This is a genomic window from Planotetraspora phitsanulokensis (assembly GCF_016863295.1).
Taxonomy (GTDB): domain Bacteria; phylum Actinomycetota; class Actinomycetes; order Streptosporangiales; family Streptosporangiaceae; genus Planotetraspora; species Planotetraspora phitsanulokensis.
On record NZ_BOOP01000015.1, the window covers coordinates 160300 to 179407 of the forward strand.

Consider the following 19108-nt stretch of genomic DNA (forward strand, 5'->3'; position numbering starts at 1 on the left):
TCGCCCGGAGCCGGGCCGTTTGCGGCCGGGCCTCGAGGGGAGACGGCAGCTATGACTCCGGTGGTCCTCACTGTCGTCGCCGGCTCCTCGAGCCTGCGCCTCCATCTGATCCGCGACGGCCGGGTGCTGCGCGTCGAGCACAGCGAGCGCAGCCCCGACCCCGCGGCGGCGGAGCGCACGATCGCGGAGTTCCTCGGCCGCACGGGCGACGAGGAAGACGGCCGGGTGACCGTGGGACTCGTCGGGCATCGGCTCGTGCACGGCGGCGACGCCGTGGTCGCCCCGACGGTCGTCGACGACGGCGTGCTGCAGGCGGTGCGCGGGTTCGCCGACCTGGCGCCGCTGCACGTGCCGCCCGCGCTGGCGCTGGTGGAGGCGGCCCGGCGCGCGCTCCCCTCGGTGCCGCACGTGTTGTGCCCGGACACGGCGTTCCACGCTGGACTTCCGGTGGCGGCGGCGACGTATCCCCTCCCCTCCGAGTGGCGCCGGCGGTACGGCCTGCGCAGGTTCGGCTTCCACGGGCTCTCCTACGCCCACGCCACCAGGACGGCGGCCCAACTGCTCGGCCGGCCGGCCGGGGAGTTGCACATGGTCGCCGCCCATCTCGGTGGAGGGGCGTCGGTGTGCGCGGTCCGGGAAGGACGCAGTGTGGACACCTCCATGGGCTTCACCCCGTTGGAGGGCGTCCCGATGAGCAAACGGTCGGGCAGCGTCGATCCGGGCATGCTGCTCTGGCTTCTCACGGGTTCACGGTTGTCGCTCGACGAGCTCAGAGACGGGCTCGAGCACGCTTCGGGGTTGCTCGGGCTGTCGGACGGGCTGTCGGGTGACACTCGCGACCTGGTCGCCTCGCCGGAGCCGGCCGCCGCGCTGGCGCTGGAGGTGTTCGCCCACCGGGTCGCCAGGGAGATCGCCGCTGCCACCACCAATCTGGACCGGCTCGACGCGCTGGTCTTCACCGGCGAGATCGGCTGGGACCAGCCCGAGGTGCGCGACGACGTGTGCCGCAGGCTGGCACTGCTCGGCCTCGAGCCTCCGGTCCGCGGGAACCTCGACGCCGACGGGTTCGTCAGCGCGCCGGGCGCACGCGTGCCCGTCGTGGTGGTCGAGACCCGCGAGGAACTGCAGGTCGCGCGGGAAGCCCTGGCCGCCGTGAACTCGTAGAATCCGCAAATATGCGCCTTTTCACCGTTGATTCATTCAGCGATCGGCCCTTCCACGGCAATCCCGCCGGAGTGTGCCTCCTCGAGGCCCCGGTGCCTGACGAGTGGATGCAGGCCGTCGCCGCCGAGATGCGCCACTCCGAGACGGCCTTCGTCCTCGAACAGGACGGCGGGCCCCGCTCGCTGCGCTGGTTCACGCCCGCGGTCGAGGTCGCGCTGTGCGGGCACGCCACCCTCGCGACGGCGCACGTCCTGTACTCCCTGGGCGCCTCCGGACGCCTGGAGTTCTCCACCCTGAGCGGCGTCCTGACCACCGACCAGGGCGGGGACGGTCTCATCACCATGGACTTCCCCGCCTCGCGGCCGGAGCAGGCGCCGGCCCCCGAGGGCCTGCTGGAGTCCCTCGGCGTGAAGCCCGTCTGGGTCGGCCGCAGCCGGTTCGACTTCCTGGTCGAGGTCGAGAACGCCGACGTCGTACGGTCGATGGCCCCGGACCTCGACCGGCTGAGCACAGTCGAGACCCGGGGGGTCATGGTGACGGCCCCCTCCGACCACGCGGTCGCCGACTTCGTGTCGCGCTTCTTCGGCCCCCGGGCGGGCGTCCCCGAGGACCCGGTCACCGGATCCGCCCACTGCGCGCTCTCGCCGTACTGGTCGGAGAGGTTCGGGCGCGACACCCTCGTCGGCGAGCAACTCTCCGAGCGCGGCGGATTCGTGCGGACCACCCTGCGCGGGGACCGTGTCGAACTGGCCGGACACGCCGTGACCGTCTGGTCCGGCGACCTCACCATCCCCCCTGCGTGATCACCCCCAGCGTGATCACGCACAGGTTCGGCGACACCCCTCCGGCCTGCGCAAACCCCTGCCGTGATCATGCACAGATTCGGTGATCACGGCGCTGACCTCGTCGTCCGTGCTTCGTGATCATGCACGGGCCGGCCTGTTCAGCCCCGCCTCGACGTGGTTCACGGCCGTGATGGCACCGTACGCCAGCAGACGCACGAGGTCGGCGTCGCCGTCCGGCGTGGCGGTCCGGGTGACGGACCGCCACGCGGCCACGTCCGTGTCGGCGATCCGGTACGGCGCGACCGCGGCGAGCAGGGCCAGCCGGGCGGCGGGGCGGTCGGCCTCGGGCAGGAGGGCCGTCTGATCGGACGGCCATCCGCCCGCGAGGGGCGGATGCGCGCCGTCCCACTCCCGGACCTGGGCCTCGACGACCTGCCGGGCGTCGGCGCCGAGCAGCGCCCCGCCGCTCCCCGCGGCCGCGCGAAGGGCGGCGAACGCGGCGGCTATCGCCGTGCCGCTCGATGAGCTCGCCGTCCACGCCGGTGCCGGGCCCGCCCAGAAGCTCGAGCCGTCCGACGAGGCCGGGCCCTCCCACGCACCCGAGCCCTCCCACGCACCCGAACTGTCCGACGGATCCGGACCCATGGGTACCCGGAGCAGCGGCATCCGGAGCAACGGCAGGCTCCGGCCCGGCTCCTGCCGCCGCCGGGTGGTGCGGGCCACGGCACGCCCGCCTGCCCGCCGCACGAGCCGCCACCGCTGGACGCCGCCGGGGAGCAGGTCGTCGGTCAGGAGCGCCGACGCCATGCGGTTGACGAAGTGGAAGGCCAGCGCGGTCCCGATGTGCTCGGCCGCGAGGCCGGCGGGGAAGGGCGGCTCCGCGTGACCGGTCTCTTCAGGCGTGCGGGTGGCCATCGCCCAGGCGAGCAACCGCGCCTGCCGAGGGTCGGCCGGGGTTCCGCCCCGCGCGACCGTCTCCGCGAGCTCGTGGGCGCCGGTCGCATGGAGCAGCATTGTGTGCGCGTCGACGCAGAAGGGACATCGGTTGGCCAGCGACACGGCGACGGCCACGACCTCCTTGTCCGTCCTGGAGGCTTCACCGGCGACCAGCGACTCACGCACCATGGCCCAGGTCGCGGCCAGCACATCGGGTGCGGGCGACAGGGTCATGAACAGCGGCATCCGGGCGAGGCCGAAGTCGTCGGCAAGCTGGCGGTAGACCTCGGCGACCTGGCCGGTCGCCGCCTCCGTCGATGTCGGGGTGACGTAGCGGAACGGTGTGGGCATGTCAGGTGCCTCCGGTGCCTGAGGTACGGCGCGACGGCGGTTCGCCTGCGGCACATGGTGGCGATGGGCGGCGCGCCGGTGTCCTGATCGATGCTGCTCGCCCGGCCGCTCCGTGTCGTCGTACGGGGGAAGGCCGTGTCCGCCACTCCCCCACGGTCCCCGGCGGGAGGACGTACTCCACGGGAAGTAGTGCGGGATCGGTCCCATGGGGGGAAGACCGAAGCCCCGAAAGCGGATTATCGTGCGACCATGAACGGTGATCGCGGATTGCGCCCCCATGCCCCGGACATCGGGCTCGCCGCCGGCGTGGGGGCTCTGCTGGCGGTCGGCGGCGTGATCATTCCTGCGCCGGTGGCCACCGCGCCGGGGCCGCTCGGGTACGCCGCCATCGTCGTGGGAGCCGCCGGCCTCGCCTTCTGCCGCCGTGCCCCTCTCGCGGCTCTCGCCGTCACCACGGTCGGCATGCTGACCTATCTCCTGCAGTGGGGAGCGACCACGTCGGCGGCCTTCCCGGTGCTGATCACCGTGTGCTTCGCCGCGAGGGCGGGCCACCGCGTGCCGGCCATCGTGGCCAGCGTGATCCACCTGGCAGGCAGTCTGGCGGTCGCGCTGTCGGCCACTCCGCCGCCGGGTGTCGCGCCGCCACTGCCCCGCGACATCGCCGACCGCACCGGCCTGCTCCTCGGCTGGTTCGTCGCCGCCAACGTGATGGGCGTGGTCGCCCGGCACCGCCAGGCGTATCTGCAGCAGGTGGAGCAACGGGCGATCGAGGCCGAGCGGACCCGCGAGGAGACCGCACTGCGCCGAGCCGGCGAGGAGCGCCTGCGGATCGCCCGCGAACTGCACGACTCGCTCACCCACAGCATCTCCATCATCAAAGTCCAGTCGGGCGTGGCCGTACACCTCGCGCGCAAGCGCGGCGAGGAGGTGCCCGACGCGCTGGTCACCATTCAGGAGGCGAGCGGAGAGGCCATGCGCGAGCTTCGGGCGACGCTCGAGGTGCTGCGCGTCCCCGGCGACGAGACCGCGGGAGGCGGGGTGGACCGGCTCGCCGATCTGGCCGAACGCACCCAGGCGACCGGGGTGCCCACCGACCTCGAGGTCAGCGGGACGCCTCAGCCGTTGCCCGCCGACGTCGACCGGGCGGTCTACCGCATCGTCCAGGAGTCCCTCACCAACATCGCCCGGCATGCGGGTCCCGCGACGGCCCGAATCCGCCTCCGCTATTCGCCGGACGAGCTGGTCGTCCAGGTCGACGACGACGGGAGGGCCCGGCCGGGCGACGCCCCGACGCCCGGTTTCGGGCTGACCGGCATGCGCGAGCGGGTCGCCGCGCTCGGCGGGACGCTCACGGCCGAGGCCCGAGCGGAGGGAGGCTTCACCGTCCTCGCGGAGATCCCGCTGAACGGGTCACGACCTGACGGCGCGGGGCTCACCAAGGCGCCCCTGTCCAGCCCAAGACCCGCCGACGCCGACCATCCCGGCGCAGGAGCCGCCGACGCCGACCATCCCAGCGCTCGACCCGCCGACGCCGGCCCTCCCGGCGCGGGACTCGCCGGAGCGGGCCTTGCCGGTGCGCGGCGGATCGGCGCGGAACGCAACGGCACGCGGCCGGGGGCGCCGGTGGGCGAGGGGCCGGCGTGAACCGCGCGATCCGCGTGCTCCTCGTCGACGACCAGGCGCTCATCCGGGCCGGGTTCCGCGCGCTTCTGAGCGCCGAGGACGACATCGAGGTCGTCGGCGAGGCCCGCGACGGCCATCAGGGCGTGGCGATGGCGCAGCAGCACCTGCCGGACGTCGCCCTTGTGGACGTCCAGATGCCCGGGATGGACGGCATCGAGACCACCCGCCGGATCGCCGCCGACGCACGCCTGGAAGGCGTGCACGTGGTGATCCTCACCAACTACGGCCTGGACGACTACGTCTTCCAGGCCCTGCGCGCGGGAGCGAGCGGGTTCCTGCTCAAGGACACCGAGCCGGCGGAGTTGCTGAGAGCCGTCCGGGTCGCCGCGCTCGGCGAGGCGCTCCTGTCCCCCTCCATCACGCGCATGCTCATCAGCGAGTACGTCTCCCGCCCGCCGGACGGCATCCGGCCGTCGGCCCTGGAGATGCTCACCAGGCGCGAGCGCGAGGTGGTCGCGCTGGTCGCGCGCGGGCTCAACAACGACGACATCGCCGGGCGCATGGTGATCAGCCCGTACACCGCCAAGACGCACGTCAGCCGGGCCATGACCAAGCTCGGGGCGCGCGACCGGGCACAGCTCGTCGTCTTCGCCTACGAGTCGGGCCTGGTCACCGCGCGGGACTCGGGCTGACGGGCTCCGCCAGCAGGTCCTCGAGGACCCGGGCGAGGGCGGCGACGCCGGCCAGGCAGTCGGCCCGCTCGGCGTGCTCCTCCGGCGAGTGCGAGACACCCGTCGGATTGCGCACGAACAACATGGCCGTGGGAACGGCGGAGGCGAGGATGCCCGCGTCGTGACCCGCGCCCGTGGGCAGGACGGGAGCTCCGCCGAGCAGCCCTGCCAGGCGGTCGCGGAGCGGGCCGTCGAAGTCCACCACCGGCGTGAACGACTCGCGGACGACCTCCGCCCCCGACGCACGGGTGATCTCCGCCACGAGCGCGTCCAGCACGGCGGGGTCGGCGGCCCGGGAATCCAGCCACGCGGTGACCCGCGACGGGATGGCGTTGGTGCCGTTGGGCTCGACCACGACCTTCCCGAAGGTGGCGAGCGCGCCGGAGCGCCGCGCTCGTTCCCGGGCGTCCAGGACGGCGGCGGCGAAGGCCGGCATCGGGTCGCGGCGATCCTCCATGCGCGTCGTGCCCGCGTGGTTCGCCTGCCCGTGGAAGTCGAACCGCCAGCGGCCGTGCGGCCAGATCGCGGAGGCGACCCCGATCGGGGCGTCGCCCAGGTTCCTGCCCTGCTCGACGTGGAGCTCCACGAAGGCCGCGATCCTCGACAGCCGTTCCTCGTCACGCCCGAGCGCCGAGGGGTCGCGGCCCGCCTTCTCCATGGCGGCCGCCAGGCTCACGCCGCCGTCGTCGGTGAGGGCGCGCGCCCGGTCCGCGTCGAGGACGCCGGTCATGAGCCGCGAACCGACGCACGCGACGCCGAACCTGGCGCCCTCCTCGTCGCCGAAGTTGACGATCCCGAGCGGGCGCGATCCGACCGCGCCGCGCTCGCGGAGGAGGTCGAGCGCGGCGAAGGCCGACACCACGCCGAGAGGGCCGTCGAAGGCTCCTCCGTCGGGCACCGAGTCGAGGTGGGAGCCGGTGACGACGGCGCCGCCGGCGGCCGGGTCTCCCGACCAGGCCCACTGGTTGCCGTTCCTGTCGACCTCGTAGGCGAGCCCTCTGGCGCGCGCCTGCTCCTCGAACCAGGCGCGGCACTCGGCGTCGGCGGCCGTCCACGCGTGGCGGCGGTAGCCGCCGGTCCCGCTGTGCCGCCCCACCGGGAGCAGCTCCGCCCACATGCGGGCGAAGCCGTCCTCGGCCTGTACGGCGGCCCGCTCCGGGTCGATCACGCGCCCTCGCTCATCGGGATCCGCACGCCGCGCTCGCCCGCGACCTCGGCGGCCCGGTCGTAGCCGGCGTCGACGTGCCGGATGACGCCCATCCCCGGGTCGTTGGTCAGGACCCGCCTGATCTTCTCCCCGGCGAGAGCCGTACCGTCGGCGACCGTGACCTGGCCCGCGTGGATGGACCGGCCGATTCCGACGCCGCCTCCGTGGTGGATGGACACCCACGACGCGCCCGACGCGACGTTGACCATCGCGTTGAGCAGCGGCCAGTCGGCGATCGCGTCGGAGCCGTCGAGCATGGCCTCGGTCTCGCGGTACGGCGAGGCCACGCTGCCGGCGTCGAGATGGTCGCGGCCGATCACGATGGGGGCCCGCAGCTCTCCGGAGGCGACCATGTCGTTGAACCGCTCGCCGGCCCGGTCGCGCTCGCCGTACCCCAGCCAGCAGATCCGCGCCGGGAGCCCCTGGAAGGCGACCCGCTCGCCCGCCATGCGGATCCAGCGGGCCAGCGCCTCGTTCTCGGGGAAGAGCTCCAGGATCGCCTGGTCGGTCTTGGCGATGTCCTCCGGATCGCCCGACAGCGCCGCCCAGCGGAACGGGCCCTTGCCCTCGCAGAACAGCGGCCGGATGTAGGCGGGCACGAAACCGGGGAAGTCGAAGGCCCTGCCGTACCCCGCGAGCTGGGCCTCGCCGCGGATCGAGTTGCCGTAGTCGAAGACCTCGGCCCCCGCGTCCTGGAAGCCGACCATGGCCTCGACGTGCCTGGCCATCGACGCGCGGGCCCGTTCCGTGAAGCCCTCGGGGTCCTTGGCCGCCTCGGCGGCCATGTCCTCGAACGCCACCCCGACCGGCAGGTAGCTCAGCGGGTCGTGTGCGGACGTCTGGTCGGTCACGATGTCGATCTCCGCGCTCCGGGCCAGCAGCTCCGGCACGGCCTCCGCCGCGTTGGCCTCGACGCCGATCGACAGCGGCCGGCGCGCGTCGCGGGCCTCGTAGGCCAGGCGCAGGGCCTCGTCGAGGCTGTCCGCCCGGACGTCGAGGTAGCGGTGCTCGATCCGCCGCTCGATCGAGCGCGGGTCGCAGTCGATGCAGATCGCCACGCCGCCGTTCATCGTGACCGCGAGCGGCTGGGCGCCGCCCATGCCGCCGAGCCCGGCGGTGAGCGTGATCGTGCCGGCCAGCGACCCGCCGAACCGCTTGGCCGCCACGGCCGCGAAGGTCTCGTAGGTGCCCTGGAGGATGCCCTGTGTGCCGATGTAGATCCACGATCCCGCGGTCATCTGGCCGTACATGGTCAGGCCGAGCTGCTCCAGCCGCCTGAACTCGGGCCAGGTCGCCCAGTCGCCGACCAGGTTGGAGTTCGCAAGAAGCACCCGCGGCGCCCACTCGTGGGTGGTCATCACGCCCACGGGACGGCCGGACTGCACGAGGAGCGTCTCGTCGGCGCGCAGCGTGCCGAGGGTCCGGACGATCGCGTCGAACGACCGCCAGTCACGGGCGGCCCTGCCGGTCCCTCCGTAGACGACGAGCTTGTCGGGATGCTCGGCGACCTCCGGATCGAGGTTGTTCATCAACATCCGCAGGGCGGCCTCCTGCTGCCATCCCTGGGTGTTCAGCGACGTGCCCCGCGGTGCCCGTACCGGGCGCGGACCGCTCTGCTCCATCTTCACGACCTCCTCGACGGCCGTCGGCCGCGGCCGACACGCTCATTCATATCCAAACACCGCTGGACGGCAGGGCGCGTCAGACGCCCTCGGCCAGCCATTCCTGCACCTGCTTGCGCGCGTGGTGCAACCGGGACTTCACGGTGCCCAGCGGGATCTCGAGCCGCTCGACGATCTCGGAGTACTCCAGCTCGCCGATGTCCCGGTAGACCAGCGGGGCCACCAGGTGCGGGTTCTCACGCTCGAGCCGTTCCAGCGCCTCCAGCAGGTCGAGACGCGAGCCCGCGATCACGCTGGTCGTGCGCGGGTCGGGACGGAGGCTCTCCTCGTCGGTGATGCGCTCCTCGCCGGCCCGCCGCTTGAGCTCGCGGTACTTCTGGCGAGAGCAGTTCGCGATCACGGTGTACAGCCAGGTGTTGAACTTGCTGCGCCCCTCGAAGGTGTGGATCTTGCGTGCCACCTGCAGCAGCACGTCCTGCGCGGCCTCCTCCGCGTCCTCCCGGTACGGCAGGAAGCGACCGCAACGCCGTACGACGTCGGGCTCGATGCGCCGGAGCAGAAGATCGAGAGACGCGGGGTCGCCCGCGGCGGCCTGCGCGGCCAGGGTGTCGGTCTCCGGTGCGGGCGGCACGGGGGCGGCTCCTTCTGTGACTTCTACGACTTCTGCGACGACTTTGCGGCGTCGTTCATCGGTTCGGCCGACTCGCCCGGCGATTCTGCCGCCGGTTACCCGGGTGGCTCGTCGGGGATGGGCGGACAACCCGGGCATGATATACGGCATGTCCCCTCCCCCGCAGATAGGCCGCTACCGGCTCGAACGACGTCTGGGCTCCGGCGCGTTCGCAACGGTGTGGCTGGCCCACGACGATCTGCTGGAAGCGCCCGTGGCGGTCAAGGTCATGGCGGAGAACTGGGCGTACCGGATGGACATCCGGGAGCGGTTCCTCTCGGAGGCCCGGCTGCTGCGCCGCGCCGCGTCGGGCAGCGTGGTGCAGGTCTTCGACATCGGCCAGCTTCCGGACGAGCGGCCCTATTTCGTGATGGAGCACGCCGACCGCGGCACGTTGGAGGACCGGCTGGCCGACGGCCCGTTGCCCGTGGTGGAGGCGGTCCGGCTGGCGGCGGAGACCGCGCACGGGGTGGCCGCACTCCACGAGGCGGGAATCCTGCACCGGGACATCAAGCCGTCGAACGTGCTGATCGCGAGCGCGGCGGGCGGCAGGGAACGGGTGCTGGTGGCCGATCTCGGCCTGGCCAAGAGCCTCGCACACGCCTCGGGCCTCACCATGGCAGCGGGATCGGCCGGTTACATGGCGCCCGAACAGGCCGAACCGACCGCGGGCATCGACGAGCGGGCCGACGTGTACGGCCTGGGCGCGCTCGCCTACCACCTGGTCACGGGAAGCGTCCCCGGATCCCCCGGCAAGACCGTCCCGGTCGGTGACCTTCGGCCCGACCTGCCGGAAGGCGTACGGCGGGCCATCCAGCGGGCCATGGAGCCCGACAGGGACAACCGGTGGCCCACCGCGGCGAGCTTCGCGGCCGAGCTCGTGAAGGGACTCAGCGAGCCGGTGAGCACGCCTGGCCACGAGCTGAGCGGCACCCCGGGCGGCACCCCGGGCGGCACCCCGGGCGGCACCCCGGGCGGCACCCCGGGCGGCACGGCGAACGACACGGTGAGCGACGGCCAGGCCGACGGCGAACCGGCCGGACCGAGCGGACAGCCGGTTGGTCGTCCGGCCGCGCCGCCACGACGGCGTGCACGCCGGACTCCGCTGGTCGCCGCGCTCACCGTCGCCGTGCTGGCGCTCGCCGGGACCGGTGTCGCCGCCTACCTGGCGTCCTCCCGGTCCGCGCCGGATCTGGTGGAGGTGAGCGACGCCACCAAGCGGATCACGCTGAAGGTGCCCGCGGCGTGGGGCCGTCAGGTGGTCACCGCCGGCTGGAATCCGAAGAGCCTGGGCCTGGCGGACTCGCAGGAGCCCGGCCTCACCGTGGCGGACGACCTGAGAAACTGGACCGACCTGAAATCCCAGGTCAACGGCGTGTTCGTCGGCCTCACCGACCAACCCGCCCTGCCCGCGCGGGTGAACATGATCACGCACGACGGCTGCAGGTACGACAGCGACCGGATGTACGACGGAGGCGAGTGGAAGGGTGAGATCAGGCGCTGGGTCGGCTGCGCGTCCGGCAGCCTCGAAGAGATCCACCTGACCGGGGCGGGCGCGGGTGCGCCCGCGGTGTACGTGCAGATCCGCCAGCAGGGCGACACGGATGCGACCGACCAGGTTCTGCGCACCCTTGCGGTCGAAGGCTGACGCGGCGACGCGCGAGAACTTTCCCGCCCGGATCCCCATCTCACCGGGTGAAGAAGAGTTCGCACAGGACCCAGGAAATGAGGAAGACGTGGCTGACCATCGGGAACCAGGCATCGAGCGGCGCATGGGGTCGATGCTCCCGAGCTCGGGCGTGCCGCGAGCCCTGTTGTACACGGTGACCGCGGCCGCCTCCATCGCCGTGCTGGCCGGCTGCACGGGCGTCATCAACGCCTCCGCCCCGCAGACGCTGCCGGGGTCGGCGCAGCCCGCGGACGTGGATCCCACGGACGACACGCCCGCACAGGATGCTCCCGCCGCGCCGGAGACTCCGTCCGCGCCCGAGCAGCCCGCCGGACCGGGCGTCGCCCCGTCCCGGCCGCCGAAGCCGGGGATCGCCGCCTGCGCCACGCAGCAGCTCAAGATCACCATGAAGGCGCCGGACGCGGGCGCCGGTTCCGTGAACGTCGCGCTGGTCTTCGCCAACGCCTCCAAGGTCCCCTGCACCCTCAGCGGCTATCCCGGCGTCTCGTACGTCGCGGAGAAGGGGGTCCAGTCGGGCAACGCCGCGGAGCGCAGCGCCGAGCGCGCGACCACCGTGACGCTCAAGCCCGGCGCCGCGGCGGTCGCCCAGCTGCGCGACGCCAACGGAGTCGGCGGATACGACCCCAAGGAGTGCCTGCTCGTCCCCGCCCAGGGCCTGCGGATTTACCCTCCGAACCAGAAGGTCGCGGCGTTCCTCCCCTGGAAGACCACGCACTGCTCCGGCACGACCATCCACTCGCTGACCGTCGGGCCCGTCCAGAGCTGAAATCGGCTGGTCTCCCGCGACGGGACCTGGCACTGTGACCAGGGTGTCGAAGATCGCGAGACTCCCTCGTTCCGTCGATGAGGCGATCGCCGCCGAGCAGGCCGGCGAGAGGCTGCGTTACGTGTTCTTCTGGGGACATCGGCCCACTCCCGACGGAAGCGCCGGAGCCGGGTGCCTCAGCCAGTGGTGGCCCGTCGACTTCACCGAGGACGGGCACGTCTTCCGGTCGGCCGAGCACTACATGATGGCGCACAAGGCCTGGCTGTTCGGCGACGAGGAGACGGCGTCCGCAATCCTCGCGGCGGACCACCCTGCCGAGACCAAGAAGCTGGGGCGTACGGTCCGCGGGTTCGACGACGCGACGTGGACCGCGCACCGGTTCGGGATCGTGACGCGGGGTAACGTCGCCAAGTTCGGCCAGAATCCCGAACTCGGCGCGTTCCTGCTCGGCACGCACAGCAGGGTCCTGGTGGAGGCCAGCCCGCGCGACCGGATCTGGGGCATCGGCCTCGGCGCGGAAAACGAGCTGGCGGCCTCCCCCGCCACGTGGCGTGGCCAGAACCTGCTCGGCTTCGCCCTGATGGACGCCCGAGACGCACTCGAGTCCTCAACCTGACGATCAGCCGAGTCGGTCGCGCAGACGTCCTTCGAACGCGTCGTCCCCCAGGGGACCCCGCCGATCGGCTCGCCACCCTCCGCCCGACGCTGAAGATCCCCAGCCTGCTCAACCATGGTCGCGTAGGCGACGGGATCCGCCTTCAGCACAGCCTGCCGCCCGCTCTTCGAGCCTCGTGGTCAGCCGGGGAGACGGATGAACGACGGGGGGACGTGGTCCACCAGCCACACGCCGTTGTCGCTGCGGTAGAAGACATGCCCGGCGGCGTGCATCGAGCCCGAGCCGATCGTCAGCACGATCGGCCTGCCCCGCCGGGCGCCGACGCGGGTGGCGGTCTCCCGGTCGGGTGACAGGTGCACGTGGTGCCGGCTCATCGGACGCAGACCCTCGTCTCTGATCGACGGCAGGGCCGCGGCGACCGTGCCGTGGAAGAGATGCTCAGGCGGTTCGACAGGCGGCAGGTCCAGGTCGACGGGCACCGAGTGCCCCTGGTTGGCGCGGATCCGGCCGTCCATGACCGAGTACCGCTGCTTGTCGTTGTTCGCTACCACCTCGGCGAGCTCGGTCTCCGAGACGGGGAACCCGTGCGCGGCGACCGCCCGCAGGAGATCGTCCACGGCCACCCAGCCGTTCTCGTCGAGCGTGATGCCGATGCGCTCCGGCTGGTGGCGCAGGTGCTTGGAAAGGTACTTCGAGACCTTCTTCAGTCGTTGTTCGTCCATCAGCCCGAAGTGTGACGCACCCCCGCGGACCGCGCACCTCGATTTCGCCAGGCGTCACGTACGGCGGTGCCGCCGGGAGATCGACTCCCGGCGGCACCTGTCACCGAACGGCCGTCAGAGGGCCGTCAGAGGGCTACGGGTTCTGGACGATGGTGAAGGTGGACGTGGTGTTCTTGATGTTCTGAGCGTTGTTGCTCATCTGGAGGTTGTTGAAGGTCGCGGAGCCGACCGCCGGCCCCTGGCCCGCCTCCGGCATCTCGTTGACCCAGATGCCGAATCCGGACTTGGCGTCGAAGGCGTCGCCGCTCTTCTGCGCACCCGTGATCGACACGTTCGTGAAGATCGTGTCCTTGACCGGGTTCTGCGGCTGCCCGCCGACGTAGTTCGTCTGGAACATGATGCCGCTGTAGGTCGGGTCCACGATGTCCACGTTGCTCACGCGGATGCCTTGGAACACCTTCGAAGCGGAGAAGATCCAGATTCCGGGGAAGGTCTGCGCGCCCCAGAAGTGACCGCCCGCGCGGACGATCGAGATGTTGTCGAACGTCGTGGGCGGGCTGGCGCCGAACCCGTTCATCGGGTACCCGAAGTCGAGCGAGCTGATCGTGATGCCCGAGTAGGTCAGGGTGTCGGCGATGTAGATGTTCTTGAACGTGTTGGCGTAGCCGCCGTAGACCGCGACACCGGCCGCACGCCAGGGCAGGATCGCCGTCAGGTTCTCGTAGACGTTGTTAATCTCATCGGCGCCTCCCGCGTCGATGGCCGAGAACAGCGCGAAGCTGTCATCGCCGGTCGTGCGAGCCTCGTTGTTGCTCACGAGGTTGCCGGTGCTGCCGTTGGTCATGTTGACGCCGTCCGCGAACGTGTCACGGATGCGGGAGTTCTTGATCGTGACGTTGTCGGTGTTCGCGCCCCAGTACATGCAGACCGTGTGCTCGACCCAGACGTTGTCGATCGTCATGTTCGCGACGTTGGACCAGTTGAACACCTTGCCGGGGCCGTCGATGCGGGTGACGTAGTTGCCGAAGTAGGCGAAGCCGGAGAACGACGAGCCGTTCGCCGACGACTGCGCGTCGAAGCCGACGTCGGTGTTGTCCTGCGTCGTGGGCGCGTAGAACCGCGTGTACCAGGGGCCCGCTCCGACGATCTTGAGGGCCTTGCCGTACACGTTGAACTTGCCCGTGGTCTGGTAGTCGCCGGTAGGCAGGTACACGCCGACGAGGTTGGCGTCCTGGCGCGCCCTGTCGAGCGCGTTCTGCACGTCCTGGTGGGAGAAACCGGTCGGCACCGCGTAGTGGGCGGCGTCGGGGTTGGCGATCGGCGAGACCTGCTCGAGGTCGATGAAGTCGATCGCGTAGTTGGTGGTGTTGGCGGCGTCCTTCTGCAGCCTGATCGTGCTGCCGGCCGGGACGGTGGTCCCGAGCAGGACGTTGGCCTCGTCGTAGATGTGACGCGGCCCCGCTGCCGGCGAGTTCTGCGGCCCGGTCTCGTTGCCGTACAGCCAGGCGTACTTGGACGTCAGGTTGATGGGCTTGAGGAAGGTGCCGTTGACGTAGATGTTCAGCGTGGAGTTGATGCCGCCGCCGCCAGCGGAGTCCGGGATGGAGAAGCGGGTGACGAGGGTGTTGGTGCTCGCCTTGGTGGTGAACTCGACGTAGCTGCCGGTGCTGTTCAGCGTGACGGCCCTGCGGCCGGACGCCTCACCCGCGAGGGTGCCGATGTCCCTGCTCGGGCCGACGACCTGCGCGCCGCCGCCGACGACGCCGCTCTCCGCCTCGTAGGTGTCGTACGGCATGTTCGCGCCCCGGCCGACGAAGAACGGCTGGGAGAGGGTGTTGTTGCCCTGCTTGACCGGGAGCTCGTTGGCGTCGTTGGCCAGCACGGTCTTGACGGTGTACTTGCCGTTGGCGGCCGTCCACGTCCCGAGGTTGACGGGGCTCGTGGTGGCGCCGGAGGCGATCGCACCGCTGTAGGAGCCAGTCAGCGTCCTGACGACGGTGCCCGAGTCGTTGGTGACGGTCAGGGTGATGCCGTGGGCGCCGCCGGCGGAGGCCACGGTGCCCTGGTTCTTGAGGGCGACGGAGAAGGTGACGACGTTGCCGCTCGCCGGGTTGCTGGGGGTCCAGCTCGCCGTCGGGACCAGGTCGGAGCTGTCGACGGGCCTGACGACCACCGAGGTCGGGCTGGCGAAGCTGTTGTTGGTCTCGTTCTGCTCGATGACGCCGTTCGCCTCGTCGACCTTGGCGCTCAGCGCGTACGTGCCGGCGTCACGGGGACCGATGTTGGCGGAGACGGTGGTCGTGGCACCGGCGGCGAGTGCGCCGACGGACGCCGTGCCGACCTTCGTGGTGCCGAAGTAGAAGTTGACGTTCGTCGCGCCGGAGTCGGCGTTGCCCTGGTTCTTGACGGTCGCCGACAGGGTGACGGCGTCGGTCTCGACGGGGTTGGCGGGTGAGGAGGTCGCGCCCGTGATCGTGAGGTCGGGGTTGGGCGCCGCGGTGCCGAAGACCTGGAACTCGGCGACCTGCCCCGCCGGAGCACCGCTGTTGGAGGTGATCCGGATCTGGACGTCGGCGACCCGCCCGCTGACCGGGATCGTCACCGTGTTGCCCGACGACGGACTGAAGCTGTACACCGTCGCCCCGGACAGGCTGGAGAACGCCGTCGCGCTCTGCTCCCGCCCGAGAACCTGAATGGTCTGCGTACGCGGCCCCCACGCACTGTCGGGGTTGAGCTTGACCACGACGCGGTTGATGTCGGCGTTGGCGCCCAACGCGACGGCCAGCGTGCTCGGGTAGGCCCCGCTCGCGCCCTCCCAGTAGGTCGCCACGTTGTCGTCGACGGCGTTGGCCGGCACGAACGTGAAGACCGAACCGGACGCGGTGACGGGCTTGCCGACGGCCAGGTTGGAACCGCCACTGCCGCCGCTGCCGGTGCGGGTGACGGTGTTGCTGTCGGCCGACTGCTTGCCGGAGGCGTCCTTGGCCCGCACGGTGTAGGACACCGTGGCCGTGGTGGGCTGGGTGTCGGTGTAGGTCAGCACGTTGCCCGCGACACTGGCGCGCAGCGCCCCGTTGGCGTACACGTCGTACCCGGTCACGCCCACGTCGTCGGTGGAGGCGCCCCAGGTCAGCCTGATCTGCCCGGAGCCGGGTTCGGTGAACGACAGGTTCGACGGCGCACTCGGGGCCTGGGTGTCGCCCGTCACCGGGCCGTACACCTCGAACTCGGAGATCTGACCGGCCGGCCATCCGGTGTTGCCGGTGATGTTCAGCCGGACGTACCGGGTGGTGGTCGCGGTGAAGTTGATCGTCACCGTGTTGCCGGTCGCCGGGTTGAAGGTGTAGCCGGCCGAGCCCACCGTCGTGGTCGCCGGCGGATTGGAGGTGCCGGTCAGGACCGACAACGTCTGCGTCCTGGTGGCCCACGCGCTCGGGGAGGGGACCTTCAGGACGACCTGGTTCACGCTGACGGCCGAGCCGAGGTCCACCTGGATCCACTGCGGGAAGGCGTTGTTGGCGCTTTCCCAGTAGGTGTTCTGGTTGCCGTCGTTGGCGTTGCCCGCCTGGTAGACGTCCGCGAAACTGCTCGCCGTGACGGTCTTGCCGGCCGCCAGGTTCGGACCCGCGGCCGAGGCCGGCAACACCGGTCCCGCCAAAACGAGCAGACCGGCCGCGAGCAACGCCGCGACCAGCCGTAACCCTGATTTCTTGCTTTTCATCGCGTTTCTCAATCTCTCGTCTGGAACGACAGGGAGTGGCGGGGAGACCGCGATCTCCACGCGCGACGCACGCGGCCGAGCCGGTCAGCGTGACTCCGGGGGGCGCCGAACGCCCGCCGAGCGCTGTGAGCTGGCGGGGAGCGTGCGGGCACTGCCAATGCCGACATCACCGAAGGCCTCTCCGTGGATGGGCCGGGGCGGATGCACGGACGCAGTGCTTTCCTGCCGCAAGTTGCGAAAGATTGCAGAGAAACTAACAGGGCTTTGATGGGATCTTGCACCGGACTGGCCAAATGTTACATATGTGCTACGGCGTCGTCAACGGCTGGACAAGACCGATGTCAGCACAACTCGATAAGGGGAATCGGACCACGTCGGGAGCCGTGTCTCCGACCGCCTCCATGCCGATGCCATATATCGGCGCGTTACGACGGGGCCGTGCGACGGCGTGCGCACTCGGCGCACCGAAGTTCACCCGCGCCGCATTCGCCGCACACTCATACGCGGCGCGCCGGATTCGCCGTTTCCGCTCTCTCTGGCGCAATTATGAGCAAGCACTTATCGGTTAATTAGTCCGGCCGAATTCCGGTGGCGGACCCTCGTGGCCGGACGCCGCCCAGACCATCACGTCCTCGATGTGCCAGAGCATCGCCTCGGCGACGTCCCCCCAGCCGGTGTCCTCGTGCCACGCGAGGGTGAGCAGCGCTCCGGAGACCCGGTGCTGGACGGTGAGGATGTACCGCGAGCCGCCGGGCCGTGGCGGCGAGTACCGCACGACCCCCTGGTGGGCCGGGTCCCCGAACGGGAAGCCGTCCCTTCCCCATGCCCTGCTGTTGGCCGCGCTTCCGACGAGCGCGTTGTCGATGTAGTTGAACCGGGCGGAACTCGCTCCGGTGCCGCGCAGGCTTCCGAGCACGTCGTCCTCGAGTGGTCCCGCCACGCCGGGGTCGAAGTTGGCGAAACGGTGGCCTTGCAGCTGGCGGGCGGCGCACACGGCGAGCCTGTCCCGGTAGGCGCCCTCGCGGGGGCCGGGCACGACGACCGGCACCGGCATCACGGCCTTGCGCACCGATCCCTGGAGGGCCGCGGAGAGCCGGTTGGCGGACAGGGCGAAGACCCCTGTTGTGGGCGCCTCCTCCGCCTCGCACACCGCGGCCCCGAAGGCGAGGAGGTATCCGGTCGAGACCGGCGTCCCCGCGGCCTTGGCGACGGCCTCCGCCGCCTGCGCCACCCGGCGTGAGGCCAGCCGGCAGGTGTGCAACATGGGGAGGTCGTCACGCTTCACGGCCTTCGGGGACCAGCCGCCGAGCGAGTCCCGGAGAGTGACCAGTTGCCGCCGCCAGTGGGTGCGGGCCCGCTCCTGGTGGCGCGCGCCGGCGGCCCCCTGCTCCCACAGGGCGGTGTCGAGGGGTTGCTCGACGCTCTCCAGCGGGCCGCCGAACGGCTCGCGCCCCTTCACCCTCGCCCTGATCGCCCGTTCGAGGTCGCGGCAGAGCACGCGCATGCCCCAGCCGTCCACGGCGGAGTGGTCGACGACCACGCCGATGCGCCGGACGCGGCCTCCCGCGGTCAGCAGGACGAACAGGACGGGCCACTGCGCGTGCAACCGGAACGAGGTGCGCGCGGCCGCCTGGAACGCCTCGCCTCCGGGCTCGCCGGGGTCACCGGGTTCGTCCGGGGTCACCCGGATCACCTCGGCCAGGCGCTCGCCGACCGAGCAGACGTCCTGCCGGTTCGCGCGCACGATGTGCGAACGCAGGCCCTCATGGCGGACGAGCAGATCGGCGATGCCCGCCGTGACGTCTCCCTGGGCGAGGTCGTGACCGGGCAAGATCGCGCTGAAGTTGGCCTCGAACGACCATTCGCTGTCGGAATCGGCGCCGAGGTCCTCGAACCATTCACGCTGGGCCCAGTTGAGGCGCCCACCTCGTTCAACGGTGATTGACATGCCGCCCTCCCCGCTCGCAAGCGATGGGAGATTAATATCGGGATATTGCAAGGATGTATATAACCATGTCAGTCTTCCACCGAGATTATTGCGGCTTGCGCATCTGATATTGCGCCGGACCGTCGACGGTCTCGTCCGATATGCCATTTCGCGGCTGTTCAGAACCCCTGCCGCGCGCCGTATCCAGGACGGGGGTCCTGGCCAGATCGGGGAGCCTGCCATTCACGACATGAGAAAGCCTCAGAGTCAGGCGAACGGGGTGGCGGACGCCGCCGAACGGGGAGAAGATCTCGTCGAGCAGGTGCGCCGGATCTGGGAGGAGGTCCTGGGGATCTCCCCCATCGACACCGACGACGACCTCTTCGATCTAGGAGGGCACTCGCTGACCATCACCCAGATCATCGCGAGGATGCGCAAGCGGCTCGGTGTCGAGGTGCCCCTGGACGTCTTCTTCGACGAGCCCACCATCGCCGGCGTGGTCGATGCGGTCCGGAACGGCTGACCCGCCGCCCGGACGGTCCGCCGGACATGACGCGTCACCCCACCCGCACGTTCG

At 71.1% G+C, this 19108-nt stretch carries 15 protein-coding genes; 8 read left to right on the plus strand and 7 right to left on the minus strand.

Going from position 1 to position 19108, the window contains the following annotated elements:
• Positions 1-51 precede the first annotated feature (51 nt).
• Both Pph01_RS18435 and Pph01_RS18440 read left to right on the plus strand, forming a co-directional pair.
• A complete protein-coding gene (locus Pph01_RS18435; protein ID WP_204074335.1) occupies positions 52-1164 on the plus strand; it encodes an acetate/propionate family kinase in 1113 nt (370 codons plus the stop codon).
• A gap of 11 nt (positions 1165-1175) precedes the next feature.
• Positions 1176-1967 (plus strand): PhzF family phenazine biosynthesis protein, encoded by a 792-nt coding sequence (locus Pph01_RS18440; protein WP_204074336.1) that lies wholly within the window; start codon positions 1176-1178, stop codon positions 1965-1967.
• Positions 1968-2087: 120 nt separating this feature from the next.
• On the opposite strand, the gene Pph01_RS18445 is transcribed toward Pph01_RS18440, so the two are convergent.
• Entirely contained in the window at positions 2088-3236 is a 1149-nt protein-coding gene (locus Pph01_RS18445) for a carboxymuconolactone decarboxylase family protein (protein ID WP_204074337.1), read from the minus strand.
• Positions 3237-3485: 249 nt separating this feature from the next.
• Here Pph01_RS18445 and Pph01_RS18455 point away from each other — a divergent pair, with 249 nt between their 5' ends.
• Together Pph01_RS18455 and Pph01_RS18460 are read left to right on the plus strand one after the other, a co-directional pair.
• On the plus strand, positions 3486-4880 hold the full coding sequence (locus tag Pph01_RS18455) for a sensor histidine kinase (RefSeq protein WP_204074339.1): 1395 nt from the start codon (positions 3486-3488) through the stop codon (positions 4878-4880).
• The gene (locus Pph01_RS18460) at positions 4877-5551 is read left to right on the plus strand and encodes a response regulator (protein ID WP_239116818.1); all 675 of its coding nucleotides are present in this window, start codon (positions 4877-4879) and stop codon (positions 5549-5551) included. Before Pph01_RS18455 ends, Pph01_RS18460 begins: the two co-directional genes overlap by 4 nt.
• On the opposite strand, the gene Pph01_RS18465 is transcribed toward Pph01_RS18460, so the two are convergent.
• From Pph01_RS18465 to Pph01_RS18475, 3 genes are all read right to left on the minus strand, one after another.
• Positions 5529-6707: an allantoate amidohydrolase gene (locus Pph01_RS18465; protein WP_204074383.1), complete on the minus strand. Its 1179-nt coding sequence runs from the start codon at positions 6705-6707 to the stop codon at positions 5529-5531. The two genes, Pph01_RS18460 and Pph01_RS18465, sit on opposite strands and share 23 nt — an antisense overlap.
• A 47-nt stretch (positions 6708-6754) precedes the next feature.
• On the minus strand, positions 6755-8419 hold the full coding sequence (gene hutU / locus Pph01_RS18470) for a urocanate hydratase (RefSeq protein WP_204074384.1): 1665 nt from the start codon (positions 8417-8419) through the stop codon (positions 6755-6757).
• Between the two features lie 79 nt (positions 8420-8498).
• The gene (locus tag Pph01_RS18475) at positions 8499-9050 is read right to left on the minus strand and encodes an RNA polymerase sigma factor (protein WP_239116819.1); all 552 of its coding nucleotides are present in this window, start codon (positions 9048-9050) and stop codon (positions 8499-8501) included.
• 148 nt (positions 9051-9198) lie between these two features.
• Between Pph01_RS18475 and Pph01_RS18480 the strand changes: the two genes are divergently transcribed.
• The 3 genes from Pph01_RS18480 (at position 9199) to ybiA (ending at position 12161) form a co-directional block, all read left to right on the plus strand.
• Entirely contained in the window at positions 9199-10737 is a 1539-nt protein-coding gene (locus tag Pph01_RS18480) for a serine/threonine-protein kinase (RefSeq protein WP_204074340.1), read from the plus strand.
• Between the two features lie 88 nt (positions 10738-10825).
• Complete coding sequence (locus Pph01_RS18485; RefSeq protein WP_204074341.1) at positions 10826-11545, plus strand: DUF4232 domain-containing protein; 720 nt, start codon at positions 10826-10828, stop codon at positions 11543-11545.
• A 52-nt stretch (positions 11546-11597) separates the two neighbouring features.
• Positions 11598-12161: a riboflavin biosynthesis intermediates N-glycosidase gene (gene ybiA, locus Pph01_RS18490; RefSeq protein WP_239116823.1), complete on the plus strand. Its 564-nt coding sequence runs from the start codon at positions 11598-11600 to the stop codon at positions 12159-12161.
• Positions 12162-12340: 179 nt separating this feature from the next.
• Here the strand turns inward: ybiA and Pph01_RS18495 are convergent, their stop codons facing one another.
• The 3 genes from Pph01_RS18495 to Pph01_RS18505 all read right to left on the minus strand — a co-directional run bounded on the left by Pph01_RS18495 (position 12341) and on the right by Pph01_RS18505 (position 18552).
• A complete protein-coding gene (locus Pph01_RS18495; RefSeq protein ID WP_204074343.1) occupies positions 12341-12883 on the minus strand; it encodes an RNA 2'-phosphotransferase in 543 nt (180 codons plus the stop codon).
• Positions 12884-13016: 133 nt separating this feature from the next.
• Entirely contained in the window at positions 13017-16604 is a 3588-nt protein-coding gene (locus tag Pph01_RS18500; RefSeq protein WP_204074344.1) for a galactose-binding domain-containing protein, read from the minus strand.
• Positions 16605-17169: 565 nt separating this feature from the next.
• Entirely contained in the window at positions 17170-18552 is a 1383-nt protein-coding gene (locus Pph01_RS18505; RefSeq protein WP_204074345.1) for a condensation domain-containing protein, read from the minus strand.
• A gap of 229 nt (positions 18553-18781) precedes the next feature.
• Here Pph01_RS18505 and Pph01_RS42810 point away from each other — a divergent pair, with 229 nt between their 5' ends.
• On the plus strand, positions 18782-19054 hold the full coding sequence (locus Pph01_RS42810) for a phosphopantetheine-binding protein (RefSeq protein ID WP_239116820.1): 273 nt from the start codon (positions 18782-18784) through the stop codon (positions 19052-19054).
• The last annotated feature ends 54 nt before the right edge of the window (positions 19055-19108 follow it).